Raw genomic sequence first — 24,993 nt, forward strand, 5'->3', positions numbered from 1 at the left:
CAGCAACCCCAACTCGGAGATCGTCGACCTGGGCGGCACCCTACCCGGCGGTACGCCCGCTGGTCAGCCTCCGTCGGCGCCACAGTACGACGGGCACCGCGCCGGTGAGCCCCAGCGCGGCCGGAGCCAGCCCGACCGGCCCCAGCCCGGAGGCACCGAGGCCGGCCGCGGTGGCCTTGGCCTGGTTGCCGATGCCCGGCTGGTCGAAGGTGTCCGGGACCGGGAGGGTGGACCAGCGGGTGACCGGCCAGGCGACGACGATGGCCCGGCCGACGACCTTGTCGACCGGCACGAAGCCCTGGGTGGAGTCCTGCATGTGGTAGCGGGAGTCCTGGGAGTTCTGGCGGTGGTCGCCCATCACCCAGATCTTGCCCTTGGGCACGGTGATCGGACCGAACGGGGCGTCGTCGCACGGGGTGTTGCCGGGGAAGATGTACGGCTCGTCGAGCTCCTTGCCGTTGACGACGACCGGTCCCCCCTTCTTGCACTCGACCGTGTCACCGCCGATGGCGATCGTCCGCTTGATCAGGTCCTTCTCCGCGGCGTCCGGCATCAGGCCGATCTTGCTGAGGATCTGCTGGGCGAGGTTCGGCTCGGGGGTGGGCTCTCCGGACAGCCAGTTCGCCGGGTCGTGGAAGACGACGACCTCGCCGCGCTCGGGCTCGGAGCCGAACCACGGCGTCAGCTTGTCCACCAGCACCCGGTCCCCGCGCTGCAGGGTGTTCTGCATCGAGTCGGACGGGATCGAGAACGCCTGCACGAGGAAGGTCTTGATCAGCAGGGCCAGCAGCAGCGCGATACCGACCAGGAGCGGAAGCTCCTTCCAGAACGAGCGGTGCGGGCGCGCGGCCTTCTCGCCGTCCGCCGCGTCCCCGTCCTTGGCCTCGCCCTCGGCGGCCTTGCGCTCGAAGGCATCGTCCGGCCGCTCATCACCCTCGTCGCGTCCGGATCGCGCGCCTACCGCCACATCCCCCACATCCACTCCTCACTCGGATTCGCCGCCCGCACCGGATCAGACACGGGCCCTCCCCTCCCATAACGAGCGGGAGTTCCCGAAGGCGCGGGAGCCGAGGACACACTATGCGAACGACGTGCCCCGGCGGCGCCGACGGGGCGCGCGCCGTCCGCGCCGCGCCTGATCGGGCACCATGCGGAAGGTGGCGGGCTGTTCCAGCCGGCTCCAGTGGCCGAAGGGCCAGGCGATGACCACGGCCTCGCCCACCACTTCGCCCTCGTCGATGGTGCCCTGGAAGGCCTCGTCGAGGTGGTAGCGGGAGTCGGAGGAGTTCGCCCGGTGATCGCCCATGACGAACAGCCGGCCCTTCGGTACCTGCACCTCGAAACGGATGTCCGAGGGGGAGTTGCCGGGGTTCACGTACGGCTCGTCGAGCGGGGAGCCGTTGACGCTGACCCGGCCCCGCGCGTCGCAGCACTTGACGGTGTCCCCGCCGACCGCGATGACCCGTTTGATCAGGTCCTGCTCGTCGGCCGAGGGCAGCAGTCCGATGAAGGTCAGGGCCTGCTTGATCTGCTTGACCACGACCGGGTCCGGTGCGGGGCGCGCCGCCTCGCCCTTGAGCCAGCCCCCGGGGTCCTTGAACACGACGACGTCGCCACGCTCGACCTTGGAGCCGAACCACGGCGTCAGCTTGTCCACGAGCACGCGGTCCCCGATCCGGATCGTCTGCTCCATGGAGCCCGACGGGATGAAGAAGGCCTGCACGAGGAACGTCTTGAGGAGCAGGGCGATGCACAGCGCGACCACCACCAGCAGGGGCACCTCCCCCGCCCGGCGGGTACGCCGGCGCCGCCGGACCCGGCGCGCCAGCCTGCGCCGCTCGGCCCGGCCGCCGGTCTCCGCCGGCGCGACGGGCTCCGGCTCCGGATCGGGCTCCCGTTCGGCCCTCGGCCTGCCCCGGCTACCCACGTCCGCCGCCCGCGGAGCCCCAGCGCGAAACCGGCCAGCCGATCCAGTCGGCCCGCCCGATCACCTTCTCCACCGGCACCATCCCCCCGCCCGGTTCCCCCAGGTGGTCCCGGGAGTCCCGGGACTGGGAACGATGATCACCCATGACCCACAGGGTCCCAAGGGGTACGACGATCCGGAACGGCACCTTCGAGGGCGCGTCGCCGGAGAACAGGTACGGCTCCTCCAGCGGAACCCCGTTGACCTTGATCCGGCCACCGGCGTCGCAGCACACCACGTCATCGCCCCCGACGCCCACGACCCGCTTCACGAAGTCGGTGTCGGACGGCTCCGCGAGCCCGAGCGCCGAGGCCGCGCCGTTCAGGGCCGTGCCGATCGGGTTGTCCGCGCCGCCGTTCGCGCCCTCCCGCACGAAGGATCCGGTGCCGTCGAAGACCACCATGTCGCCCCGCGCCGGCTGGTCGCCGAAACGGTACGCCAGCTTGTTGACCAGCACCCGGTCCCCGACCTCCAGCGTCGGCTCCATCGACCGGCTCGGGATCAGGAACGGCTGGACGACGAAATTGCTGAGCAGCAGCAGGAAGGCGGTGCAGGCCACGCCGAGCAGCCCCGCCCGCCGCCAGGTCAGGAACGCACGGGCCCGGGGAAACGCAAAACGCGACCGCCCCTCCCCCTCGCCGGGGGAAGAGTGGCCGCGCTGCGTGTGAGGTGCTTCGGTGTCCATCGGGAACGAGCCTATCCGGCCAGCCCCGGACCCCGGAGGGGACCTCAGTTGTCGCGCTTCTCCTTGATCTTCGCGGCCTTGCCGCGGAGCTCACGGAGGTAGTACAGCTTCGCGCGACGCACGTCACCGCGGGTGACGAGCTCGATCTTCTCGAAGATCGGGGAGTGCACCGGGAAGGTACGCTCCACGCCGACGCTGAAGGAGACCTTGCGAACGGTGAAGGTCTCGGAGACGCCAGAGCCCTGGCGACGGATGACGACGCCCTTGAACTGCTGGATACGGGAGCGGTTGCCCTCGATCACGCGGACGTGCACGTTGATCGTGTCACCCGGGCGGAAGGCCGGGACGTCCGAGCGGAGCGCGGCGGCGTTGACGCCATCGAGCAGGTGAGACATGTTGTTCGTCTGCTTTCTTCGCACGACGCCACAGGTCGCCGGTGCGGGTTTCCGTAGAGAATTCGGGAGCCGGGTCACTCGGCGGGCGACGTTCCCCCTGTGGCAGGGGCGCACGCGAGCACACAGCAGCCGCCTATTCTTCCACGGTCTGCGGCCTACGCCAAAATCGGCCGTCAGCGGTCGGCTTCCAGCCCAGGATGCTCAGCGCTTCCCGGTCCTTCTTGTCGAAGGCGGAGGCCTCACAGCGCTCGATCATGTCGGGCCGGTTCTGCGCGGTGCGGCGGAAGGCCTCGTCCCGGCGCCAGCGGGCGATCTTCCCGTGGTGGCCGCTGAGCAGCACGTCCGGGATGCCGCGGCCGCGCCACGTCGGGGGCTTGGTGTAGACGGGCCCCTCCAGCAGGTTGGCCATCTCGCCGGGCGCGAAGGAGTCGTCCCGGTGCGATTCGGCGTTGCCGAGCACCCCGGGCAGCAGTCGCGCGACGGCCTCGGTGACGACCAGGACGGCCGCCTCGCCGCCGGCCAGGACGTAGTCGCCGATGGAGACCTCGTAGACCGGCATGCGGGTGGCGTACTCGTCCATGACCCGGCGGTCGATGCCCTCGTACCGGGCCGGGGTGAAGATCAGCCAGGGGCGCTCGGAGAGCTCGACGGCGAGCTCCTGCGTGAACGGCCGGCCGCTGGGTGTGGGGACGACCATGACGGGGCCGTGCGCGCCCGACTCGTAGCCGTCGGCCAGCGCCGCGTCCAGGGCCTCGCCCCACGGCTCGGTCTTCATGACCATGCCGGGACCGCCGCCGTACGGGGTGTCGTCCACCGTGTTGTGCCGGTCGTACGTCCATTCCCGCAGGTCATGGACGTGTACGTCGAGCTGCCCGCGCGCCCGCGCCTTGCCGACGAGGGAGACGTTCAGCGGCTCCAGGTACTCGGGGAAGATCGTGACGACGTCGAGACGCATCAGGCTTCTTCCCCGGATCCGGAGTCCTCGCCACGGGTCGAGTCGATGATCGCCTCGCGCTCGTCGATCAGCCCGGGGGGCGGGGTGATGACGCAGCGCTGCTCTTCCAGGTCGATCTCGGCGACGATCTCCTCGACGAAGGGGATCATCACCTCGGAGCCGTCCGGACGCTCGACGATGAACAGGTCCTGCGAGGGCAGGTGGGAGATCTCGGTGATCCGGCCGATCTCGGTGCCGTCGGCGAGGACCACGTCGAGGTCCATGAGCTGGTGGTCGTAGTACTCGTCGGGCTCCTCGGGCAGCTCCGCCGGGTCGACCTCCGCGATGAGCAGGATGTTGCGCAGCGCCTCGGCGCCGGTGCGGTCCTTGACGCCGGCGAAGCGGAGCATCAGCCGCCCGCTGTGCACCCGGCCCGTCTCGATGGTCAGCGGTCCCGCCGCCGCGGGCTCCGTCTTGAGCACGGCGCCGGGACTGAGCCGCAGTTCCGGCTCGTCGGTGCGCACCTCGACGGTGACCTCACCCTTGATGCCGTGGGCGCGGCCGATCCGCGCGACTACCAACTCCACTGTGCTCTCCTGTTCAGACGACGACGGGCCGGGGCGGGCACGAATGCCCTCCCCGGCCCGTGCCGGTGTTTCACGCTTCTAGCAAACCGGGTCTCAGCGGACCTGGTCCACGTCGACGAGGTCGACGCGGATCCCCCGGCCGCCGATGGCGCCCACGACGGTGCGCAGAGCACGTGCGGTGCGGCCGTTGCGGCCGATCACCTTACCGAGGTCGTCGGGGTGAACCCGGACCTCGAGCACCTGTCCGCGGCGCAGGTTGCGCGAGGCGACCTGCACTTCGTCGGGGTTGTCCACAATGCCCTTCACGAGGTGCTCAAGAGCCTCCTCGAGCATGCTCAGGCCTCGGTCGACTCGGCGGCGGCCTCAGCCTCGTCCGCCTTCTTGTCGGCCTTCTTCTTCTGCGTGATGGCCTCGCCCTTGCCCTCGCCGATGCCCTCGAGGGCCTTGGCGAACTCGTCGAAGGAGCGACGCTTGCTCTCCTTCGTCGCCGGCTGCAGCAGCGGCGCGGGGGCCGGGAGGCCCTTGTGCGCCTGCCAGTCACCGGTCAGCTTCAGGATGGCGAGCACAGCCTCGGTGGGCTGGGCGCCAACGGACAGCCAGTACTGCGCACGCTCGGCGTTGACCTCGATGCGCGACGGGTTGTACGTCGGGTGGTAGATACCGATCTCTTCGATCGCGCGACCGTCACGGCGGGTGCGGGCGTCGGCGACGACGATGCGGTAGTGCGGCTGGCGAATCTTGCCGAGGCGCTTGAGCTTGATCTTGACTGCCACTGGAGTGGTGTCTCCTGAACTTGACGTGGTTGGGCACATGAGATGCCACGTGGGGTTGCGGTACTCGGGTGCCCGATGGACGCGTCAGCCGGAGGAGAGAGGGGTCCTATGCGACTGTCGAGTACAGCTAGCCATTGTGCCATACGCCCGCGGCGGGCTCAGCCGGGAGGGCCCGCTCCGGCCGCCCGGCCGCGACGTCAGGACGCCACGGCGACGGCGACCTCCGGGATGCGGAAGGGCTTCATACAGCCCCCGCACACGATCGGGGCCTGGGCCAGTACCGAGGGGACCACCCGCACATTGCGCCCGCAGTCGCACACCGCCTTGACGCGCACCCCGCCGCCGGAGGAGCCGTGCCGGGCGGCCGGACCGCGGAAGCTGCGCTTGGTGTCGGCGGCCGTGGCGACCGTGTGCGCCTTCAGCGCGCGCTGCAGTCGCTCCATGGTGGGGCGGTAGCGCCGCTTGGCCTCGGGGTTGAGCGAGACCAGCGAGAAGCCGCTGCTCGCGTGCGGCTCGTCGGAGTGGTCCAGCCCCATCTCCTCGGCGATCGCGAGGAATCTGCGGTTGTGGTAGCGGCCGGCGCGCGAGGTGTCGCGCACTCCGCGCGCTGCGGCGATGCCGTGGACTGCCTCGTGGAGCAGTCGCTCGAAGGAGAGCTCGGCGCCGCAGGCGGACGAGGACTCTCCGATCAGGGACTCGGGCGCGGCAAGGTCAGGCAGCTCGGGGTGGTACCGCTGAATATCGGCCCACGCCTGTGCCAGCTCTGCGGCGAGAACAGGTGGTGTCGTGCTCACGTCGTGACAACGAGCCGAGGTGCCCCGGTGTTCCGATTCCGGGCCATTCCAAATTTTTTGCACGTACCAGTCAGTTCAGTCTCATGCGTCCTGACGAGGACGGGTGCGTCGATCCCAGGAGGAGTCGGTACGTAACGAGGACTAACGACAAAGCCGCCCCGGCGCGCGGCACGGGCCGCACGCCGGGGCGCAGGAGTCACTCAGTAGGAGCGCGCGACGATGGCGAGGGTACCGGGGGCGTCGTCCGCCTCCGGGACCGACCCGTCGGCCGCGACCAGGCAGCGCACGGAGACGGCCTGCTCGGCCAGCTTGGCCTCGCCCTCGGGGCCGAGGTCGGCCCACGGGATCCGCGCCCAGCCACCGGCGATGGCGGCCTCGGCGGCCTCCTCGATGGTGGAGACGTCGGAGGTACGGGACTCGCGGCGCTCGCGGGACTCGCGCAGCAGCTGCGCCTGGTCCTCCTCCAGCACCTTGGGCAGCAGGTCGGCGAGGGCGTCGATCTGCACCGGGGTCTTGCCGCCCGGGATCCGGCGGGCCAGCATCGCGGTGCCGGCCTCCAGGTCGCGGGGGCCGATCTCGATGCGGACCGGTACGCCCTTGAGCTCCCAGTCCACGGCGCGGCGGCCGAAGGGGGTGTCGACGCGGTCGTCGACCTGGACGCGCAGGCCCGCGGCCTTCAGCTGGGCGCCGAGCTCGCGGACCTTGGTGACGGCCTCGTCGCCCTTGATCGCCATGACGACGACCTGGACGTGCGCGAGGCGCGGCGGGACCCGCAGGCCGTTGTCGTCGCCGTGGGACATGATCAGGCCGCCGACCATGCGGGTCGAGACGCCCCAGGAGGTCTGCCAGACGAGCTCCTGCTTGCCTTCCTTCGACAGGTACTGCGTGTTGAAGGCCTTGGCGAAGTTGGTGCCGAGCTCGTGGCTCGTACCCAGCTGGAGGGCCTTGCCGTCGCCCATCATGCCCTCGAGGGTGAGGGTGTTGATGGCGCCGGCGAAGCGCTCCTTGGCGGTCTTGCGGCCGAGCACGACGTCGATGCCGAGGACGTTCGTCATGAAGTCGCCGTAGACGTCCGTGTGGATCCGGGAGGCGTAGTCGCGGGCGTCCTCGTACGAGGCGTGGGCCGTGTGGCCCTCCTGCCACAGGAACTCGCTCGTACGGAGGAACACGCGCGGGCGCATCTCCCAGCGGACCACGTTGGCCCACTGGTTGATCAGCAGGGGCAGGTCGCGGTAGCTCTGGACCCACTTGGAGAAGTAGTCGTTGATGATCGTCTCGGAGGTGGGCCGGACGACGACCGGCTCTTCCAGCTCCTTGCCGCCGCCGTGCGTGACGACCGCGAGCTCGGGGGCGAAGCCCTCGACGTGCTCGGCTTCCTTCGTCAGGTACGACTGGGGGATGAACAGCGGGAAGTACGCGTTCTGGGCGCCCGCGTCCTTGATGCGCGCGTCCATCTCCTGCTGCATCCGCTCCCACAGGCCGTAGCCGTACGGCCGGATGACCATCGTGCCGCGGACCGGACCGTTGTCGGCCAGCTCGGCCTTGTTGATCAGATCCTGGTACCAGCGGGGGAAATCCTCCGCCTGCGGGGTGAGAACGGGTGCCTTTGCCATGGCGCGAATGGTACGGCGCCGGGCGACCCGAGCGTGAATCGGGTGGCGCGCTCCTCTGGACGCGGGGGCGAATCGGGAGTTCTCTGGCAGCGGGGGCAAGGGGGCGACACGGAATCAGGAGCGCTCTTTCGATGACACCGACGCCGACGGCGACGCTCGTCGCCCGGGACTGGGCGGAGATCCAGGAACGGATGCTGGTACCGCTGTACGAGGCGGTCTACGACCGGCTGGAGGTCGGGCCGGGCAACCGGCTGCTCGGCCTGGACTGCGGGGCCGGACTGCCGCTGCTGCTGGCCGCGGGGCGGGGCGCCTCGGCCACCGGCGTGGAGCCGGACCCGGCGCGCCGGGCGCTGGCACGGGAGCGGCTGCTGGAGGTGGTGGCGGCACCCCCGGTGCCCACGGCGCGGCCGTACGACGTCCTGCTGGCGTTCTCGCCCGGCCCTGGCACCCTGGCCGCCGCGCTGCCGGCGGTCCGGCGGGGCGGTGCGGTGGTGCTGGCCGACTGGGGGCCGCCGGAGCGGTGCACGGTGCCGGCGGTGCTGGGCGGCGGTCCGGCTCCGCGCGACCTGGACGCGGTGGTCGAGCGGGCGGGCCTGCGGCCGGACGGCTCGGGGCGGGTGTTCTGCCCCTTCGGGTACGCGGACGTGGACAGCGCGGTGCGGGGGCTGCTCTCGACGGGCCTGTACGACGGTGCGGCGGCAGCCGATCCCGCGCTGGCGGAGAAGGAGCTGGCGGAGTCGCTTCACCCGTACGAGCGGCCGGACGGAGCCGTCTGGCTGCCGAACATCTTTCGCTACGTGGTGGCCCGCACGAGGTAGCGGCGGCCCCGCCCGCGGCCGCCGCTACGCCGGGCGGTCCCGTCGGGCGGGTCCCGTCGGGCGGGTCCCGTCAGGCGGGTTTCGTCAGGCGGGTGATGCCCGCGGCGGCGTAGGCCGCGGACTCCTCCAGCGTCTCGTTCGCCAGCAGCGCCTCCGCGAGGGCGTCCAGCTTGTGGCGGTTCTCGCGGAGCAGGCGGCAGGCCTCCGCGTAGCACTCGTCGACGATGCGCCGCATCTCGTGGTCCACCACGTCGAGCGTGGCGGGGGCGGCGGAGAGGCCGTAGGGGCTCTGCCCGTCGGACGGGATGGCGGTCAGCTTGCCGACGCGGTCGCTCATCCCCCAGCGGCCGACCATCCCGCGCGCGAGGTTGGTGACCTGTTCGAGGTCGTTCTCCGCGCCCGTGGTGACGACGTCGTAGACGGTCTGTTCGGCGGCCATGCCGCCCAGCGCGCCGATGATGCGGCCGCGGAGGTACTCCTCCGTGTACGCGTAGCGGTCCGCGTCCGGGGTGGACAGGGTCACGCCCAGGGCCCGGCCGCGCGGCACGATGGTGATCTTGCGGACCGGGTCGGCGCCCGGCTGGAGCATGCCCAGCAGGGCGTGGCCGCTCTCGTGGTACGCCGTACGCCGGCGCTCCTCCAAGGGCATGACCAGCGGCCGCTCCGCGCCCAGCTGGACCTTCTCCAGCGCGTCCGAGAGGTCTGACTGGGTCACCGCGCGCTGCTGGCGCTTGACCGCCAGCAGGGCCGCCTCGTTGGCCAGGTTGGCGAGCTCGGCCCCGGTCATGCCCGGTGTCGTACGGGCCACCTGGGCGAGGTCCACGCCCTCGGCCAGCGGGATGTCGCGGGTATGGATGCGCAGGATCGCCTCGCGGCCGGCGCGGTCCGGCGGGGAGACGGCCACCGTGCGGTCGAAGCGGCCGGGCCGGGTGAGCGCGGGGTCCAGGACGTCCGCGCGGTTGGTGGCGGCCAGTACGACCACGCCCTCCGAGCCGGAGAAACCGTCCATTTCGGTGAGGATCTGGTTCAGGGTCTGCTCGCGCTCGTCATGGCCGCCCATGGCGGAGCCGCCGCCGCGGGCCCGTCCGATCGTGTCGATCTCGTCGATGAACACGATCGCCGGAGCCACCTTCCGGGCCTCGGAGAAGAGTTCGCGCACCCGGGAGGCGCCCACGCCGACGATCATCTCGATGAACTCGGAGGCGGAGGCGGAGAAGAACGGCACCCCGGCCTCCCCCGCGACCGCGCGCGCCAGCAGGGTCTTGCCGGTCCCCGGCGGGCCGGCCAGCAGGACCCCGCCGGGCATCCGGGCGCCCATCCTCCGGTACTGCTCCGGGTTCTTGAGGAAGTCCACGACGTCGTTGAGCTCGCCCTCGACCTCGTCGATTCCGGCCACGTCCTCGAAGGTGGTGCGCTTGGCGCCCTCCTCCAGTTCCACCGGCTTCGGCGGCGCCTTGCGGCCCAGCCCGCCCATGCCGCCCATCGCCGATCCCATCCGGCGGGCGATGAGCAGCCAGAGGCCGACCAGGAGCAGCATCGGGGCGAGCGAGATCAGCAGGTTGACCAGGAAGCTGCGCTGGACGACCACCGGGGAGGCGGTGACGTTGACGTTCTGCTTGGTGAGGTTGGCCCACAGCTGGTCGTCGGCGAAGGCGGGGCGCTGGGTGACGAACTTGGTGTAGTCGCCCTTGCCCCCGTCGGGCACCGGCTGTTTGGTCTTCAGCTGGCCCTGGATGGCGTCGCCCTTGGAGTAGATCTTCGAGACGTTGCCGTCGGTGACCTGCTTGCTGAACTCCGTGTAGGAGATGGTCGGCTCGTCGCCCTCGTTGAAGAAGGACAGGACGAGGTTGGTCACCAGGTAGACGATCAGGGCGGTGAGGATCAGCCCCCGCCAGCCGCCGGGCATCTTCTTCTTGGGCGGCGGGGTGGGCGGTGCGCCCTCCGAGCGCCAGGGGGTGTCGGCCCGGTCGCGCGGCGGTACGGGGGTGGGGCTGGGCACGTGGCCTCCTTATGCCGTCCTCCCAGCCGACGATAAGGGACAAACCTGATCATTGCCCCCGCAAAAGCGGAGGGCCCCGGCCGCTCGACCTGTCGGTCACGAGCGCGGCCGGGGCCCTCCCCCGCGTACTGGCGTGCGTACTACTTCATGAACTTCTTGAACTCGTCCGGAAGGTCGAAGTCCTGGCCGGGCTGGCCGCCGCCGGCCGGGAGGCCGAACGGGTTGCCGGCGGCCGCGGGCTCGGCGCCCTGCGGACCCTGCTCGCGGCGCAGGGCGGCCGCGGCCTCCTCTTCCTTGCGCTTCATCGGGTTGCCGCTCTTGCGCTTGCCCTTGGCCTGCTTGATCTGCTTCTTCTGCCGGCCGGGGCCGCCACCCATGCCCGGCATGCCCGGCATCCCGGGCATGCCGCCGCCCTGGGCCATGCGGGACATCATCTTGCGGGCCTCGAAGAAGCGCTCGACGAGCGACTTCACGGCGCTGACCTCGACACCGGAGCCCTTGGCGATACGGGCACGGCGCGAGCCGTTGATGATGTGCGGGTCGTGGCGCTCGGCCGGGGTCATCGACTTGATGATCGCGGCGGTGCGGTCCACGTCGCGCTCGTCGATGTTGTTGATCTGGTCCTTGATCTGACCCATGCCGGGGAGCATGCCGAGCAGCTTGGAGATGGAGCCCATCTTGCGGACCTGTTCCATCTGGGCCAGGAAGTCGTCGAGCGTGAACTCCTTCGGCCCCTTCGCCAGCTTGGCCGCCATCTTCTCGGCCTCGGCCTGGCTGAAGGTCTTCTCGGCCTGCTCGATGAGGGTGAGCATGTCACCCATGTCGAGGATCCGGCCCGCCATGCGGTCGGGGTGGAACGCGTCGAACTCGTCGAGCTTCTCGCCGTTCGAGGCGAACATGATCTGCTTGCCGGTGACGTGCGCGATGGAGAGCGCGGCGCCACCGCGGGCGTCGCCGTCGAGCTTGGAGAGCACGACGCCGTCGAAGCCGACGCCGTCGCGGAAGGCCTCGGCGGTGTTGACCGCGTCCTGGCCGATCATGGCGTCGACGACGAAGAGGATCTCGTCCGGGCTGACGGCGTCGCGGATGTCCGCGGCCTGCTGCATCAGCTCCTGGTCGATGCCGAGGCGGCCCGCGGTGTCGACGATGACCACGTCGTACTGCTTGGTGCGCGCGTACTCGATGGAGTCCTTGGCGACCTGGACCGGGTCACCGACGCCGTTGCCGGGCGCGGGGGCGTAGACCGCGACACCGGCGCGCTCCGCGACCACGGAGAGCTGGTTGACGGCGTTGGGGCGCTGGAGGTCGCACGCGACGAGGAGCGGGGTGTGCCCCTGGCCCTTGAGCCACAGGCCGAGCTTTCCGGCGAGGGTCGTCTTACCGGCACCCTGGAGACCGGCCAGCATGATCACGGTGGGGGCGGTCTTGGCGAACCGCAGCCGCCGGGTCTCGCCGCCGAGGATCGAGACGAGCTCGTCGTTGACGATCTTGAGGACCTGCTGGCCCGGGTTCAGGGCCTTGGAGACCTCTTCGCCGCGGGCGCGCTCCTTGACGTTCGCGATGAACGAGCGGACCACGGGAAGGGCGACGTCGGCCTCAAGGAGGGCGATACGGATTTCCCGCGCCGCAGCGTCGATGTCCTGCTCGGAGAGGCGGCCTTTGCCCCGGAGGGACTTGAAGGTCGCGCTGAGGCGGTCGGAAAGCGTATCGAACACGGTGGTCGCGATTCCTCGGGTCGGGGGCGGTGTGGTCGTCCCCCAGGGTATCGGCCCCCGCCAAGTGGTGGACCCGGCGGCCCGAGCTCCGCCGCGCGGGGCCTCCCGGGCTCTGCCCGGACCCGCGCATCAAACGCCGGCGGAGCTGGATCCTTCAGCCCCGCCGGCGTTTGGGGCGCGGGCTACGCCAGGGCCGACTCGACCGACGCGGCCAGGGCTGCCGCATCGGTCTGATCCAGGGGTTTGCCGTCCGCGGTGGTCACGTACAGCGTGTCCACCGCGTTGGCGCCGAGGGTGGAGACGTGCGCGCTGCGGACCCGGACGCCGGCCCCCTCCAGCGCCCGCCCGATCCGGTGCAGCAGTCCGACCGCGTCGGGGGCCCGCACCTCCAGGACCGTGGCCAGCGCGGAGACGTCGGGCACCACCGAGACCCGGGGCGGCGGCGGGACCACGCCCCGGCGGCGCGGGTACGCCGCCTCGCGGTCCGCGAGCTTCGCCGGGACGTCCAGCGACCCGTCCAGCGCCCGGACCAGATCCGTACGCAGCCGGGCCGCCTCCGGCAGGGAGCCGTACTCGGCGGCAACCCGCCAGCGCAGTACGAGGACCTCCCCGAGCCGGTCGGGCAGTTCCAGGGAGCGCAGGTCGGCCGCCCGCACCGTGAGGCGGTGCAGCGCCAGCACCCCCGCCACCGCGGGGAGGACCCCCGGCTGGTCGGGGACGGCTACCACCAGCTCCACCCCGACGGCGTCCTCCTCCTGGCGCGCGTGCAGCGCCAGCACCGGCTCCCGGGTGCGCAGCGCCTCCACCGCGAGGCGTTCCTGCTCCGTGGTCGGGATCTCCAGCTCGGTGGCGGCCGGCGCCGTGCCCCGCAGGACCGCGGCGACCCGCGCGACGAGGTCCGCCACCAGGGAACTGCGCCAGGCGCTCCACGCGGCCGGCCCGGTGGCCAGGGCGTCGGCCTCCGTCAGCGCGTGCAGGATCTCCAGCGTGCCGGGCGACCCCACGGCGTCGGCCACCGCCTTCACGGTCGCCGGGTCGTCCAGGTCCCGCCGCGTCGCGGTGTCGACCAGCAGCAGGTGGTGGCGTACGAGCGTCCCCAGCACCGCAGCGTCCTGCGCGTCGAAGCCGACGCGCACCGCCACGTCGCGCGCGATCGTCTCCCCCGCCACCGAGTGGTCCCCGGGCCAGCCCTTGCCGATGTCGTGCAGCAGCGCGGCCATCAGCAGCAGGTCGGGGCGGCCGACCCGGCGGGTCAGCGCCGAGGCCCGGACCGCCGTCTCCACCAGGTGCCGGTCCACGGTCCAGGTGTGCACCGGGTTGCGCTGGGGCCGGCAGCGGACCCGCTCCCAGTCCGGGAGCAGCCGTGCGATCAGGCCCTCCGCCTCCAGCGCCTCCCAGACCGCCACCGTCGGCTCGCCCGCCCCCAGCAGGGTCAGCAGCTGCTCGCGCGCCTCGGCCGGCCAGGGCACCGGCAGGGGCTTGGCCTGCGCCGCGAGCCGGCGTACGGCGTGCAGGGACACGGGCAGACCCGCCTGCGCGGCCGCGGCGCCGAAGCGCAGCGGGAGCACCGGGTCCCGGTCCGGGCGTGCGGCCAGAGCCAGTACGGCCTCGCCGTCGGACTCCACGACTCCTTCCGCCAGCGGTGCCCGCTCCACCGCCGAGGCCCCCCGGGTGCCCAGCAGTCCGCGCAGCCTCGGCCGGGCCGCCCGCGCCCGCAGCACGCGCCCGACCTCCCGCCAGGTCACGTCCTCGGCGTACGCGACGACCCGCGCGGCCTCGTACACCTCGCGCAGCAGGGCGTCCGCGTCGAGCAGCCCGAGCCGGGCGGCGACCTGCGGCTGCTCCTGGAGCGAGAGCCGGTCGGTGGCGCGGCCCGTCACCAGGTGCAGCGCGTCCCGCACGTCGAGCAGCCTCCGCCGGGCTTCGCCGAGTCCCTCGCGGGGGGCGTCGGCCAGCCAGGACGCCGCCACCGCCCGCAGCGCGGTGACGTCCCGGAGCCCGCCGCGGGCCTCCTTGAGGTCGGGTTCCAGCAGGAAGCGGAGCTCCCCGGCCCGATCGGCGCGCTCGCGGCACAGGGAGTGCAGCTGGGGCAGGCGCTTGACCGCCTGGTTGCGCCAGTCGGCCAGTACGGAGGTGCGCAGCCCGGCGAGCAGCCCGACGTCCCCGGCGACGGGCCGGGCGTCCAGCAGGCCGAGGTGCACCTTGAGGTCCTCGGCGGCGGTCCTGCGGGCCTCCGCGGGGGTGCGCACGGAGTGGTCCAGGGCCAGGCCCAGGTCCCACACGGGGTACCAGAGCCGGTCGGCGAGCACGCTCAGCGCCCGGGCGTCGGCCTTGCCGTCGTGGAGCAGCACCAGGTCGAGGTCGCTGCGCGGGGAGAGTTCGGCCCGCCCGTAGCCGCCGACGGCGACCAGTGCGGCGCCCTGGACGCCCGTCTCCCGTACGGCGGTCGTGAACAGCTCCCTCAGCCAGTCGTCGGTCAGGCCGGCCAGGGCGGAACGCCGCGAAGGCCCGGACCGCGACTCCTCCTGGAGGAGTCGCAGCCGGGCCGCGGCGTAGCCGCTGGGTCCCGAGTCGGCCGTGTGGTCCGTGGTCTCTTCGACACTCGTCAACCCAGGAGCTCCCGTCATCTAGAGCGCGTCAGCGCCGCGCTCGCCGGTGCGGACCCGGATGATCGAGTCCACGGGGATGCTCCACACCTTGCCGTCGCCGATCTTGCCGGTCTGGGCGGCCTCGACGATGACCCGCATGACGTCCTCGGCGTCGTCGTCCTCGACGACCACCTCGACGCGGATCTTCGGAACGAGGTCCACCGTGTACTCGGCGCCCCGGTAGACCTCGGTGTGGCCGCGCTGGCGGCCGTACCCGTTGGCCTCGGAGACGGTCAGGCCGTGGACGCCGAACCGGTGGAGGGCTTCCTTGATCTCGTCCAGCCGGTAGGGCTTGACGATCGCGGTGATGAGCTTCATGCGTCAACCTTCTTGCTCGCGGCGGCAACGGGGGTCGGTACGGCGGTGCTCCGGGAGGAGGAGCCGCCGCCGGCTCCGCTGAAGTCGTAGGCGGTCTCGGCGTGTTCGACCTGGTCGATGCCGGAGACCTCGTCGTCCTCGGTGACGCGCATCCCCATCGTCTTGTCGAGGAGGAGGGCGAGTACCGCGGACGCCACGAGAGAGTAGGCGAGGACGGCGAAGACGCCCACGGCCTGCTTGCCGAGCTGCTCCAGGCCGCCGCCGTAGAAGAGGCCGGCCGCCTCGGACTGGACCCCGCCGGTGGCGAAGAGGCCGACGAGCAGGGAGCCGAGGACACCGCCGACGAGGTGGACGCCGATGACGTCGAGGGAGTCGTCGTAGCCGAACTTGTACTTGAGGCCCACGGCCATCGCGCAGACGACACCGGCGATGGCGCCGATGGCGATCGCGCCGAGCGGCGAGCAGGAGCCGCCGGAGGGGGTGATGGCGACGAGGCCGGCGACCGCGCCGGAGGCGGCGCCGAGGGTGGTGAAGGAGCCGTGGCGCAGCTTCTCGTAGCCGAGCCAGGCGAGCATGGCGGCGGCGGTGGCGACCTGGGTGTTGACGAACATGACCGCGCCGACGCCGTCGTCGTTGCCGAGCCAGGAGCCCGCGTTGAAGCCGAACCAGCCGAACCACAGCAGACCGGCGCCGAGCATCACGAGCGGGAGGCTGTGCGGGCGCATCGGGTCCTTCTTGAAGCCGACGCGCTTGCCGATGACGAGGATCACGCCGAGGGCGGCGGCGCCCGCGTTGATGTGGACGGCGGTACCGCCGGCGAAGTCGATGACGCCGAGCTCGAAGAGCCAGCCGCCGGCGCCCCAGACCCAGTGGGCGACGGGGAAGTAGACGACGGTGACCCAGAGGGTGATGAACAGGGCCCACGCGCTGAACTTCACGCGGTCGGCCAGCGCACCGCTTATCAGGGCGGGGGTGATGATCGCGAACATCAGCTGGAAGACGGCGAAGACGTAGACCGGGATGGTGTAGCCGTCCCAGAGCTCGGTGATGCCGATCCCGCTGAGGCCCACGTAGTCGGAGGACCAGCCGATGAGGGAGCCGGAGTCGGTGCCGAAGGCGAGGCTGAAGCCGTAGAGGACCCAGAGGATCGTGACGATCCCGAGGCTGATGAAGCTCATCATGAGCATGTTGAGGCTGCTCTTGACGCGGACCATGCCTCCGTAGAAGAAGGCGAGGCCCGGGGTCATCAGCATGACCAGGGCGGAGCAGATGAGCATGAACCCGGTGTTCGCGGCAGACAGCGTCGGGGCGTCTGCAGCGAGGGTCGTGATGGCTGATGCCATCGGCGTCTCCTCGTCGTCGGTACGTTCGCGTGCGGGCGATCGTGAAAACCTGAGCGGCGTTAAGGGATCCGGCCTGGTGGGGGGCTGGCCGGTTATTGGCCCTGAGATTCGCGCAGGCCGGTTTCCGGCGGCGCCGCTCGGTGTTTCGCGTGCGTGACGAAGAGGTCGGGCGTGTTACGCATCCATGAACGAGTGGTTCATGAAGGCCGGCCGCGGCGGTACCCGGATGGCCTGGCTGGGGGAGCCTGATCGGGCTTCACGGGGTGACTGCCGCGGCCGGGGCCTTGGGGGGCGGCCGCGTGGCCGTCAGACGGCCTCCGCGGCTTCGGGGAGCCGGGAGGCGAGGTGGTCGGTCAGCCGGACCACGTCGGCCACGTCGCCGTACTCACGCGCGGCGGTGTCGACGGTCTTGCGCAGCCGGGTGTTGACCCGCTCGGACCGCACCTTTCCCGCCACGTCGAGGGCGCGGCCGACGAGCACGGTGGCCTGCTCGGGCTCGCGCTGGAGCAGGTGCACGGTGGCCATGCCGATGAGGTTGAGGGCGTACGAGCGCTGGTGCTCCTCGTCCTTCTCGAAGAGCTCCACGGCCCGCTCCATGACCGGCTCGGCGAGGGAGGCGTACATGGGGCTGCGCCCGGCGACGTAGGCCAGATCCCGGTAGGAGTGGGAGTTCTCGCCGTTGAGCTCGGCCTCGGAGAAGAAGCGGATCCAGTCGGGCTCGGGCTCGCCTCCGAGGCCGACGTCGCCGAAGGTGTCCTCGGCCATCCGCACGGCCCGCTTGCAGCGGCTGGGCTGGCCCATGTTGGCGTAGGCGCGGGCCTCCATCGCATACAGCATGGCCTGGGTGCGCGGTCCGGCGCAGTCGCGGCTGCCGTACTGGGCGAGGTGGATGAGTTCCAGGGCGTCCTCGGGGCGGCCGAGGTGGATCATCTGGCGGCTCATGCCGGAGAGGATGTACGAGCCGAGCGGCTTGTCGCCGCCTTCCTTCGCGGCGTGCAGCGCGAGTACGAAGTACTTCTGCGCGGTGGGGTGCAGGCCGATGTCGTAGCTCATCCAGCCGGCCAGTTCGGCGAGTTCCGCGGCGACCTTGAAGAGCCGCTTCATGACGGGGGCCGGGTGGTTCTCCTGGAGCAGGTCGGTCACCTCGTGGAGCTGCCCGACGACGGCCTTGCGGCGCAGGCCGCCGCCGCACTGCGCGTCCCACTGCCGGAACATCACGGTGGTCGCTTCGAGGAGGTCCAGCTCCGGTTCGGACAGTCTGGGCGGCCGGTGGCCGCCGAGGGCGCCCGCCGGCCCCGCCCCGCGCGGTCCCGGGTCGGCGGCCGGGGCCGGGACGAGCCAGCGCTGCATGGGCTCGATGAGGGCGGGGCCGGCGGAGAGGGCGAGCGAGGTCCCGAGGAAGCCGCGGCGGGCGAGCATCAGGTCGCTGCGGGAGAACTCGCTGAGCAGCTCGACGGTCTGCGGGCCGGCCCAGGGCAGGTCGACGCCGGAGACGGAGGGGGTCTGGTGCGCGGTGCGCAGGCCGAGCTGTTCGATGGCGACGACGGAGCCGAAGCGTTCGGAGAACAGCTCGGACAGGATCCGCGGGACGGGCTCGCGGGGCTGTTCGCCGTCGAGCCAGCGGCGCACCCGGGAGGTGTCGGTGCTGATGTGGTGGGCGCCCATCTGGCGGGCCCGGCGGTTGACCTGGCGGGCGAGCTCGCCCTTGGACCAGCCGCTGCGGACGAACCACGACGTCAGCTGTTCGTTGCGGCCGGCCTCGGGCGGTGCTTCCGGTACGGACGGCATCCCGTACTCCGCGCTCGTTCCGCTTGCGCCGCTGCCGCTCACTGGAACGCCCCCATCCGTCAGCCTCTTCACCCGAAACCCTGGCGGGGGCGGCGAGCGCCGCCCCGGACCTTCACAGGTCCTCCACAACTTGCCTCCGGCATACCCACGGACGAGTCTGCCTTCGAGCTTCGTGTACCGAAAGTAATCCTACGATCACCCCTTCGGCGAGGCCGATTCCACAATCGCCACCATTCGCCACCCCTTCGAATGAACTCGCCACCCGCCAGGCGCGATTCACTTGACACGAAGGCGAAACGGAATGGTTGGACGGGAGTGCGCTCGGGGCGCGCGCGGCGAGGAGTGCGCCGGGCGACAAGATCGCCGCCGATCCCGCGTCCCGTCCCGATCCCGTCCCGCCGGCGTCGTAACCACCGGCGCGTCCGACCCGTTGGAGGGGGCATGGGCATGGGCTTCACGATCGGCGGCAGCCGCAGTACCAAGGAGTTCCGCACCGGCGCTCGGCGCCGCGGCCGGATGTCGGAGTGCACGACGGTGGCGGAGTACACCGGGCTGTGGGGCTGGGACGTCGTCCCAGGTGCCCGGGCCGCGGCGCCCGCCCGGGACTGCTCCTGCGGTCATACGAGTTGCAGTGCGCCGGGAGCGCATCCGCTGGCCCTCGCGCCGACGGTCCCGGCCGGCGCCACCCTCGACGAGGTCGCCGAGGCCTGGGGCGAGTACCCGGGCGCGGCGGTCCTGCTCCCCGTCGGCCGCGCCTTCGACGTCATCGAGGTCTCCGAGGAGGCCGGGCGCCGGGCCCTGGTACGGCTGGAGCGGATGGGGCTGCCGCTCGGGCCCGTCACCGCGACCCCCGACGGCCGGGCGCAGTTCTTCGTGGCCCCGGGAGCGGCGGCCGGGCTGCCGCAGCTGCTGTACCGGATGGGCTGGGACGACGCGGACCTCGATCTGCGGGCGCTGGGCCAGGGGGCCTTCGTCACCGCCCCGCCGTCCGACTTCGCGGGGCTCGGCCCGGCGAGCTGGCTGCGGCCGCCGGCGCTGGACTGCGCCGGGGATCCTCCGCAGGCCCGGCTGCTGCTGGGCACCCTCGCCTACCTGTGCCACCGCCTGCGCGGCGCGTAGCTCCGCATGCGGCTCCGGACGTGCCGGTGCCCCCGGGTCCGTGGGACCGCGGGGGCACTGGTCGGCGTAACGGATCCTGCGGTCAGTCGCCGATCAGCGCGTCGACGAACGCCTCCGGCTCGAAGGGGGCCAGGTCGTCCGCGCCCTCGCCCAGGCCGACGAGCTTGACCGGGACGCCCAGCTCGCGCTGGACGGCGACGACGATGCCGCCCTTGGCCGTGCCGTCGAGCTTGGTCAGCACGATGCCGGTGATGTCCACGACCTCGGCGAAGACGCGGGCCTGGGTCAGGCCGTTCTGCCCGGTGGTGGCGTCCAGGACCAGCAGGACCTCGTCCAGCGGGCCGTGCTTCTCGACGACGCGCTTGACCTTGCCGAGCTCGTCCATGAGGCCGGTCTTGGTGTGCAGGCGGCCGGCCGTGTCGATGAGCACCACATCGGCGCCCTCGGCGATGCCCTCCTTGACCGCGTCGTAGGCGATCGAGGCGGGGTCGCCGCCCTCGGGGCCGCGTACGGTGCGGGCGCCGACCCGGTCGCCCCAGGTCTGCAGCTGGTCGGCGGCGGCGGCGCGGAAGGTGTCGGCGGCGCCGAGCACGACGCTGCGGCCGTCGGCGACGAGCACGCGGGCGAGCTTGCCGGTGGTGGTGGTCTTGCCGGTGCCGTTGACGCCGACGACCATCACGACGGCGGGGGTGTCGACGCCGCTCTCGGTCTTCACCGCGCGGTCGAAGTCCGTGCCGAGCAGGGTCAGCAGCTCCTCCTTCAGGAGCGTGCGCAGGTCTGCGGGGGTCCGGGTGCCGAGCACCTTGACCCGCTCGCGGAGCCGGTCGACCAGTTCCTGGGTCGGGGCGACACCGACGTCGGCGATGAGGAGGGTCTCCTCGATCTCCTCCCAGGTGTCCTCGTCGAGGTGCTCGCGGGAGAGCAGCGTGAGCAGCCCCTTGCCGAGCGAGTTCTGCGACCGGGCGAGGCGGGCGCGCAGCCGGACCAGGCGGCCGGCGGTGGGCTCGGGCACCTCGATCTCGGGTGCGGCCGGAGCCTCGGGCTCGGCGACCGGCGCCTCGACGGGGGCCTCGGCCTCCGCCTCGGGGAGGGACACCTCCTCGATCGTTCGGCGCGGCTCTTCCGCCGTCGGTGCGGCGTCCTCCCCCACCTGCGGTTCTGCGGGCGGGGCAGTGATGGTCGGCGTGCTCGACGGCGCCGTGGGCGGCAGCTGCTTCTTCTTGCGGCTGCTGACCACGAGCCCGCTGATCGCGCCGACCGCGACCAGGGCGATGACTACAGCAAGGATGAGGATTTCCATAACCCCCCCAGTATCGGCCACGGCCGCCCCGAAGCCCGGACCTTGGACGTCCGCACCGGGCACTAAGCCTCTGTTTGTGGTTTTAGCGGCAAATCTACGATGATGGTCGACTTCCCGCCTCCACGCCCCTACGGAGTACCGCATGCCTGCCGAGCCCGCCGACGGCGCCATAGAGACCGCCGTCGAGACCCGCGGCCTGGAGCCCGTCCCGGACGGCGAGCGCCACGGCCGGGTGCGCGAGCTCGTTCCGACCTGGGTCGCCGCCAACATCAGCGTGCTGCTGCTGACCATGGGCGCCGGCCTGGTCATCTTCAACAAGCTGAACATCTGGCAGGTGCTCGTCGTCGCGATCGCCGCGCCCGTCGTCTCGTACGGGATCGTCGGCCTGATCTCCATCGCCGGCAAGCGCGGCGGATCCCCCGGCATGGCGCTCTCCCGGGCCGTCTTCGGCCAGCGCGGCAACCTCTTCCCCGGCGCCCTGATCTGGGTCGCCCGGTGGGGCTGGGAGACCATCAACGCGGTCAGCGGCGCCTACGCCGTCCTGACGGTCCTGGACCTGGTCTTCGGCATCAGGAAGAACACCGCCCTGATCGTGGTCACCCTGCTGTTCTTCGTCGGCTGCACCTTCCTGGTTTCGGGGCTCGGCATCAACGCCCTGCGCGTCTGCTCCAAGTGGTCGACGTACCTCTTCGGCGCCTTCAGCGTGCTCGTGCTGGGCTACCTGATCGTCGAGACCGACTGGTCCGCCGTCTTCGGCAAGCCCGCCGGCTCCACCGCGATGATGATCGCGGGCATCGGCACCATCGCCGCGGGCGGCATCAGCTGGGTCCCGTCCGGCCCCGACTTCACCCGCTACCTGCCGCGCACCGCCTCCTCGAAGGGGATGGTCGCCGCCACCATCGGCGGCGCGGGCATCGTCGTCCTGCCCATGGTCCTGATGGGCGCGGTCATGGCCGTCGGGACGCCCGACCTGGCCAGCGCGCAGGACCCGGTCTCCTTCATCGGCGAGCTGCTGCCGACCTGGATCGCGGTGCCGTACCTGCTGATCGCGCTCGTCGGCATGCTGCTCATCAACTCGATGTCCATGTACTCGGCCGGTTTCACCGCGCAGACCCTCGGCATCAAGGTCCCGCGCGCCGCGGCGGTGAGCGTCAACGCCGTCATCAGCCTGGTCTTCGGCTTCCTGCTGATGGTGGTCGCGACCAGCTTCTTCGGGTCGTTCATCTCCTTCCTGACCCTGCTGGCCGTGGCCTTCTCCGCCTGGATCGGGGTCTTCGGCGTGGACATGCTGCGCCGCACCTCCTACGACGGTCCCGCGCTGCTGGACACCACGCGGACCAGCGCCTACTGGTACAAGGGCGGGTTCGCCTGGCAGGCCATGACCGCCTGGGGCCTGGCCCTGGTGGTGGGCACGATGTTCACGAAGGTGGACTGGTTCAGCGGGCCGCTCGCCACCACCTGGATCGGGCAGAACGGCCTGGGCTGGGCGGCCGGGATCATCACCTCGGCGGCGCTGTACGCGGTCCTGCCGCGTACGGCCGCGCCGGCGCCGGCCGAGGAGCCCGAGCTCGCCGGATCCCTGTCCAACTGACGCTACGTCAGCTAACGTCCCCCCTCGCCCGCCCACCCACATCAGGCGAAGGGGGACTTCTCCATGCCCATCACCGTGGCCCGGTTCAATCTCGTCGACCCCAACGGCACCCCCGAGACCCTCTCCGCCCGGTACAAGGCGGCCCTGGAGATGGCCAGGTACGCGGACGACCGCGGGATCGACACCATCCAGACCGAAGAGCACCACGGCACCGACAACAACTGGCTGCCCTCGCCGTTCGCCTTCGCGGGCGCGGTCTTCGGCGCCACCCGCCGGATCGCGGTCACCGTCTCGGCGATCATCGGCCCGCTGTACGACCCCCTGAAGGTCGCCGAGGACGTCGCCGTGCTCGACCTGATGAGCGGCGGCCGCCTCGTCACGGTCGCGGGCATCGGCTACCGGCCCGAGGAGTACGAGCAGCACGGCGTCGAGTGGGGCCGGCGCGGCCGGCTCCAGGACGAGCTGCTGGAGACCCTGCTGAAGGCGTGGACGGGCGAGCCGTTCGAGTTCCGCGGCCGTACGGTACGGGTCACCCCGCGGCCGTACACCCAGCCGCACCCGCTGCTGCTGGTCGGCGGCAGCTCCGAGGCGGCCGCCCGGCGCGCGGCCCGGCTGGGGCTGCCGTTCTTCCCGAGCGCGCACCTGCCGGAGCTGGAGGCGTACTACAACGCGAAGCTCGCGGAGTACGGCACCGAGGGCTTCTGCATGATGCCGGCCGCCGAGACCCCGCTGCTGCACATCTCCGAGGACCCGGACCGGACCTGGGCCGAGCACGGCGAGCGCTTCCTGCACGAGGCGGGCATGTACGCGTCCTGGCAGTCCAAGGACATCCGCAGCGCCGTACGGTCGGCCGCGCGCTCGGTGGCGGAGCTGCGCGCGGAGGGCGTGTACCGCATCCTCACCCCGGACGAGGCGGTCGCGTACGCCCGCGGCGCGGGCGAGGCGGGGAACCTGGTCCTGCACCCGCTGTGCGGTGGGATGCCGGTGGACGAGGGCTGGCGGAGCCTGCACCTGCTGTGCGAACAGGTACTGCCCCGGCTCAAGGACTGAGCCGGGGCAGTATCGAGGAGAGGGGGTGTTGGCGGGGACGGTTACCCCATCTCCTCCAGCGCCTTGCCCTTGGTCTCCGGCACCCACTTGAGGATGAAGGGGATCGAGAGCACGGCGAAGACCGTGTAGATGACGTACGCGCCGGACAGGTCCCAGTCCGACAGGGTCGGGAAGGACACGGTGATGACCCAGTTGGCGATCCACTGCGCGGCCGCGGCGACGCCGAGGGCCGCGGCGCGGATGCGGCCCGGGAACATCTCGCCGAGCAGCACCCAGACGACCACGCCCCAGGACAGGGCGAAGAAGAGCACGAAGCAGTTGGCGGCGACCAGGGCCACGATGCCCTGGGCGTGCGGCAGGGCGATGTCGTCACCGGCCCCGGACTTGTAGGAGAACGCCCAGGCGGCGAGCCCCAGCGAGATCGCCATGCCGACCGAGCCGATGAGGGCCAGCGGCTTGCGGCCGATCCGGTCCACGAAGATCATCGCGATCACCGTGCCGATGATGTTCACGACCGAGGTCTCGAAGGAGTACAGGAACGAGGCGCTCGGGTCGATGCCGACGGACTGCCACAGCGAGGAGCTGTAGTAGAAGATCACGTTGATGCCGACGAGCTGCTGGAACACCGACAGGCCGATGCCGATCCATACGATGGGCAGGAAGCCGAAGCGCCCGCCGAGCAGGTCCTTGAAGGTCGACTTGTGCTCGGAGCGCATGGCGTGCTCGATCTCGGCGACGCGCCCGTCGAGGTCCACGTGCGAGCCCTCGACCTCGCTGAGCACCTTCCTGGCCTCGGCGGTCCGGCCGACGGAGATCAGGAAGCGCGGCGACTCCGGAATGACGAAGGACATCAGCCCGTAGAGCACGGCCGGGACGACCATGACGCCGAGCATCCACTGCCAGGCCTCCAGACCGCCGATCCTGCCGCGCTGGTCGCCGTCCGCGAGGTTCAGGATCCCCCAGTTGACGAGCTGGGAGACGGCGATGCCGATGACGATCGCCGCCTGCTGGAAGGAGGCGAGCCTGCCGCGGTAGGCGGGCGGGGACACCTCGGCGATGTAGGCCGGGCCGATGACGGAGGCCATGCCGATGCCGAAGCCGCCGATGACGCGCCACATGGCGAGGTCCCAGAGGGCGAAGGGCAGGGCCGAGCCGATGGCGCTCGCCGTGAAGAGGACGGCGGCGATCTGCATGCAGCGGATGCGGCCGATCCGGTCGGCGATGCGGCCCGCGGTGGCGGCGCCGAGCGCACAGCCGATCAGCGCGGCGGCGATCACCTGGGCGAGGGGCGCGGGGCCGATGTCGAAGCGGTCCCGGATCGCGACGACGGCGCCGTTGATGACGGAGCTGTCGTAGCCGAAGAGGAATCCGCCCATGGCCGCGGCCGCGGTGATGAAGATGACGTGCCCGAGGTGGTCCGGCTGCGCCGACCGGCCACCGCCTGCCGCGGGGGCGTTCGCTGTGCTGCTGCTGGTCAAGGTGTGCTCCGTGGGGGGGTTTTGTCCGTCCTACCAGTGGCGCACAGGTCAAGATCGGGCACCACCCGGAGGCGGGAGA

General features: G+C 71.5%; 21 protein-coding genes and 1 pseudogene. 4 read left to right on the forward strand and 18 right to left on the reverse strand.

The window, feature by feature from the left end:
* Window positions 1-40: 40 nt before the first annotated feature.
* The 10 genes and pseudogenes from lepB (AB0M99_RS06165) to proS form a co-directional block, all read right to left on the reverse strand.
* Window positions 41-967 carry a signal peptidase I gene (lepB, locus tag AB0M99_RS06165; protein WP_365917478.1) on the reverse strand — a complete coding sequence of 309 codons (927 nt, stop codon included), beginning with the start codon at window positions 965-967 and terminating at the stop codon, window positions 41-43.
* Window positions 930-1,927, reverse strand: a pseudogene (lepB, locus tag AB0M99_RS06170) (signal peptidase I). The gene lepB (AB0M99_RS06165) and the pseudogene lepB (AB0M99_RS06170) overlap by 38 nt, the downstream one beginning before the upstream one ends.
* Window positions 1,920-2,651, reverse strand: a complete 732-nt coding sequence (gene lepB, locus AB0M99_RS06175) for a signal peptidase I (RefSeq protein WP_365917479.1) — start codon at window positions 2,649-2,651, stop codon at window positions 1,920-1,922. Before lepB (AB0M99_RS06175) ends, lepB (AB0M99_RS06170) begins: the two are co-directional and overlap by 8 nt.
* A gap of 44 nt (window positions 2,652-2,695) precedes the next feature.
* Window positions 2,696-3,046 carry a 50S ribosomal protein L19 gene (gene rplS / locus AB0M99_RS06180; RefSeq protein WP_365917480.1) on the reverse strand — a complete coding sequence of 117 codons (351 nt, stop codon included), beginning with the start codon at window positions 3,044-3,046 and terminating at the stop codon, window positions 2,696-2,698.
* Between the two features lie 133 nt (window positions 3,047-3,179).
* Window positions 3,180-4,001: a tRNA (guanosine(37)-N1)-methyltransferase TrmD gene (trmD, locus tag AB0M99_RS06185; RefSeq protein WP_365917481.1), complete on the reverse strand. Its 822-nt coding sequence runs from the start codon at window positions 3,999-4,001 to the stop codon at window positions 3,180-3,182.
* Window positions 4,001-4,567: a ribosome maturation factor RimM gene (gene rimM, locus AB0M99_RS06190; protein ID WP_365917482.1), complete on the reverse strand. Its 567-nt coding sequence runs from the start codon at window positions 4,565-4,567 to the stop codon at window positions 4,001-4,003. The genes trmD and rimM overlap by 1 nt, the downstream gene beginning before the upstream one ends.
* A 93-nt stretch (window positions 4,568-4,660) precedes the next feature.
* Window positions 4,661-4,900 (reverse strand): RNA-binding protein, encoded by a 240-nt coding sequence (locus tag AB0M99_RS06195; RefSeq protein ID WP_030011889.1) that lies wholly within the window; start codon window positions 4,898-4,900, stop codon window positions 4,661-4,663.
* 2 nt (window positions 4,901-4,902) lie between these two features.
* Window positions 4,903-5,340, reverse strand: a complete 438-nt coding sequence (gene rpsP / locus AB0M99_RS06200) for a 30S ribosomal protein S16 (protein ID WP_365917483.1) — start codon at window positions 5,338-5,340, stop codon at window positions 4,903-4,905.
* 197 nt (window positions 5,341-5,537) lie between these two features.
* Window positions 5,538-6,134 (reverse strand): hypothetical protein, encoded by a 597-nt coding sequence (locus AB0M99_RS06205; protein ID WP_365917484.1) that lies wholly within the window; start codon window positions 6,132-6,134, stop codon window positions 5,538-5,540.
* Window positions 6,135-6,334: 200 nt separating this feature from the next.
* Window positions 6,335-7,747, reverse strand: coding sequence for a proline--tRNA ligase (gene proS / locus AB0M99_RS06210; RefSeq protein WP_365917485.1), 1,413 nt, complete (start codon window positions 7,745-7,747; stop codon window positions 6,335-6,337).
* 131 nt (window positions 7,748-7,878) lie between these two features.
* Between proS and AB0M99_RS06215 the strand changes: the two genes are divergently transcribed.
* Complete coding sequence (locus AB0M99_RS06215) at window positions 7,879-8,565, forward strand: methyltransferase type 11 (protein WP_365917486.1); 687 nt, start codon at window positions 7,879-7,881, stop codon at window positions 8,563-8,565.
* A 70-nt stretch (window positions 8,566-8,635) separates the two neighbouring features.
* Here the strand turns inward: AB0M99_RS06215 and ftsH are convergent, their stop codons facing one another.
* The 6 genes from ftsH to AB0M99_RS06245 all read right to left on the reverse strand — a co-directional run bounded on the left by ftsH (window position 8,636) and on the right by AB0M99_RS06245 (window position 18,376).
* A complete protein-coding gene (gene ftsH / locus AB0M99_RS06220) occupies window positions 8,636-10,471 on the reverse strand; it encodes an ATP-dependent zinc metalloprotease FtsH (RefSeq protein WP_365917593.1) in 1,836 nt (611 codons plus the stop codon).
* Between the two features lie 233 nt (window positions 10,472-10,704).
* Window positions 10,705-12,279, reverse strand: coding sequence for a signal recognition particle protein (gene ffh / locus AB0M99_RS06225; RefSeq protein WP_365917487.1), 1,575 nt, complete (start codon window positions 12,277-12,279; stop codon window positions 10,705-10,707).
* A 182-nt stretch (window positions 12,280-12,461) separates the two neighbouring features.
* Window positions 12,462-14,888, reverse strand: a complete 2,427-nt coding sequence (locus AB0M99_RS06230; protein WP_365917488.1) for a [protein-PII] uridylyltransferase — start codon at window positions 14,886-14,888, stop codon at window positions 12,462-12,464.
* Window positions 14,889-14,906: 18 nt separating this feature from the next.
* Window positions 14,907-15,245, reverse strand: coding sequence for a P-II family nitrogen regulator (locus tag AB0M99_RS06235; protein WP_365917489.1), 339 nt, complete (start codon window positions 15,243-15,245; stop codon window positions 14,907-14,909).
* Entirely contained in the window at window positions 15,242-16,588 is a 1,347-nt protein-coding gene (locus tag AB0M99_RS06240) for an ammonium transporter (RefSeq protein ID WP_365917490.1), read from the reverse strand. The genes AB0M99_RS06235 and AB0M99_RS06240 overlap by 4 nt, the downstream gene beginning before the upstream one ends.
* 306 nt (window positions 16,589-16,894) lie before the next feature.
* On the reverse strand, window positions 16,895-18,376 hold the full coding sequence (locus AB0M99_RS06245) for a hypothetical protein (protein WP_365917491.1): 1,482 nt from the start codon (window positions 18,374-18,376) through the stop codon (window positions 16,895-16,897).
* Window positions 18,377-18,823: 447 nt separating this feature from the next.
* On the opposite strand from AB0M99_RS06245, the gene AB0M99_RS06250 reads away from it, so the two are divergent.
* Window positions 18,824-19,495 carry a bifunctional DNA primase/polymerase gene (locus tag AB0M99_RS06250; protein ID WP_365917594.1) on the forward strand — a complete coding sequence of 224 codons (672 nt, stop codon included), beginning with the start codon at window positions 18,824-18,826 and terminating at the stop codon, window positions 19,493-19,495.
* A gap of 82 nt (window positions 19,496-19,577) precedes the next feature.
* On the opposite strand, the gene ftsY is transcribed toward AB0M99_RS06250, so the two are convergent.
* The gene (gene ftsY, locus AB0M99_RS06255; RefSeq protein ID WP_365917492.1) at window positions 19,578-20,795 is read right to left on the reverse strand and encodes a signal recognition particle-docking protein FtsY; all 1,218 of its coding nucleotides are present in this window, start codon (window positions 20,793-20,795) and stop codon (window positions 19,578-19,580) included.
* 142 nt (window positions 20,796-20,937) lie between these two features.
* On the opposite strand from ftsY, the gene AB0M99_RS06260 reads away from it, so the two are divergent.
* The gene (locus AB0M99_RS06260; RefSeq protein ID WP_365917493.1) at window positions 20,938-22,386 is read left to right on the forward strand and encodes a cytosine permease; all 1,449 of its coding nucleotides are present in this window, start codon (window positions 20,938-20,940) and stop codon (window positions 22,384-22,386) included.
* A gap of 63 nt (window positions 22,387-22,449) precedes the next feature.
* Window positions 22,450-23,436 carry an LLM class flavin-dependent oxidoreductase gene (locus AB0M99_RS06265; RefSeq protein ID WP_365917494.1) on the forward strand — a complete coding sequence of 329 codons (987 nt, stop codon included), beginning with the start codon at window positions 22,450-22,452 and terminating at the stop codon, window positions 23,434-23,436.
* Window positions 23,437-23,477: 41 nt separating this feature from the next.
* Here the strand turns inward: AB0M99_RS06265 and AB0M99_RS06270 are convergent, their stop codons facing one another.
* Window positions 23,478-24,914 (reverse strand): sugar porter family MFS transporter, encoded by a 1,437-nt coding sequence (locus tag AB0M99_RS06270; protein WP_365917495.1) that lies wholly within the window; start codon window positions 24,912-24,914, stop codon window positions 23,478-23,480.
* Between the last annotated feature and the right edge of the window lie 79 nt (window positions 24,915-24,993).

Source organism: Streptomyces sp. NPDC051183, assembly GCF_040682455.1.
Lineage (GTDB): Bacteria > Actinomycetota > Actinomycetes > Streptomycetales > Streptomycetaceae > Streptomyces.

Bases quoted from the DNA above. Each gene is read 5' to 3' on its own strand.
- lepB (WP_365917479.1), bottom strand. From the start codon at position 2,651: ATGGACACCGAAGCACCTCACACGCAGCGCGGCCACTCTTCCCCCGGC.
- rplS (WP_365917480.1), bottom strand. From the start codon at position 3,046: ATGTCTCACCTGCTCGATGGCGTCAACGCCGCCGCGCTCCGCTCGGAC.
- trmD (WP_365917481.1), bottom strand. From the start codon at position 4,001: ATGCGTCTCGACGTCGTCACGATCTTCCCCGAGTACCTGGAGCCGCTG.
- AB0M99_RS06195 (WP_030011889.1), bottom strand. From the start codon at position 4,900: ATGCTCGAGGAGGCTCTTGAGCACCTCGTGAAGGGCATTGTGGACAAC.
- proS (WP_365917485.1), bottom strand. From the start codon at position 7,747: ATGGCAAAGGCACCCGTTCTCACCCCGCAGGCGGAGGATTTCCCCCGC.
- AB0M99_RS06215 (WP_365917486.1), top strand. From the start codon at position 7,879: ATGACACCGACGCCGACGGCGACGCTCGTCGCCCGGGACTGGGCGGAG.
- ftsH (WP_365917593.1), bottom strand. From the start codon at position 10,471: ATGCCCGGCGGCTGGCGGGGGCTGATCCTCACCGCCCTGATCGTCTAC.
- AB0M99_RS06235 (WP_365917489.1), bottom strand. From the start codon at position 15,245: ATGAAGCTCATCACCGCGATCGTCAAGCCCTACCGGCTGGACGAGATC.
- AB0M99_RS06240 (WP_365917490.1), bottom strand. From the start codon at position 16,588: ATGGCATCAGCCATCACGACCCTCGCTGCAGACGCCCCGACGCTGTCT.
- AB0M99_RS06245 (WP_365917491.1), bottom strand. From the start codon at position 18,376: ATGCCGTCCGTACCGGAAGCACCGCCCGAGGCCGGCCGCAACGAACAG.
- AB0M99_RS06250 (WP_365917594.1), top strand. From the start codon at position 18,824: ATGGGCTTCACGATCGGCGGCAGCCGCAGTACCAAGGAGTTCCGCACC.
- ftsY (WP_365917492.1), bottom strand. From the start codon at position 20,795: ATGGAAATCCTCATCCTTGCTGTAGTCATCGCCCTGGTCGCGGTCGGC.
- AB0M99_RS06260 (WP_365917493.1), top strand. From the start codon at position 20,938: ATGCCTGCCGAGCCCGCCGACGGCGCCATAGAGACCGCCGTCGAGACC.
- AB0M99_RS06265 (WP_365917494.1), top strand. From the start codon at position 22,450: ATGCCCATCACCGTGGCCCGGTTCAATCTCGTCGACCCCAACGGCACC.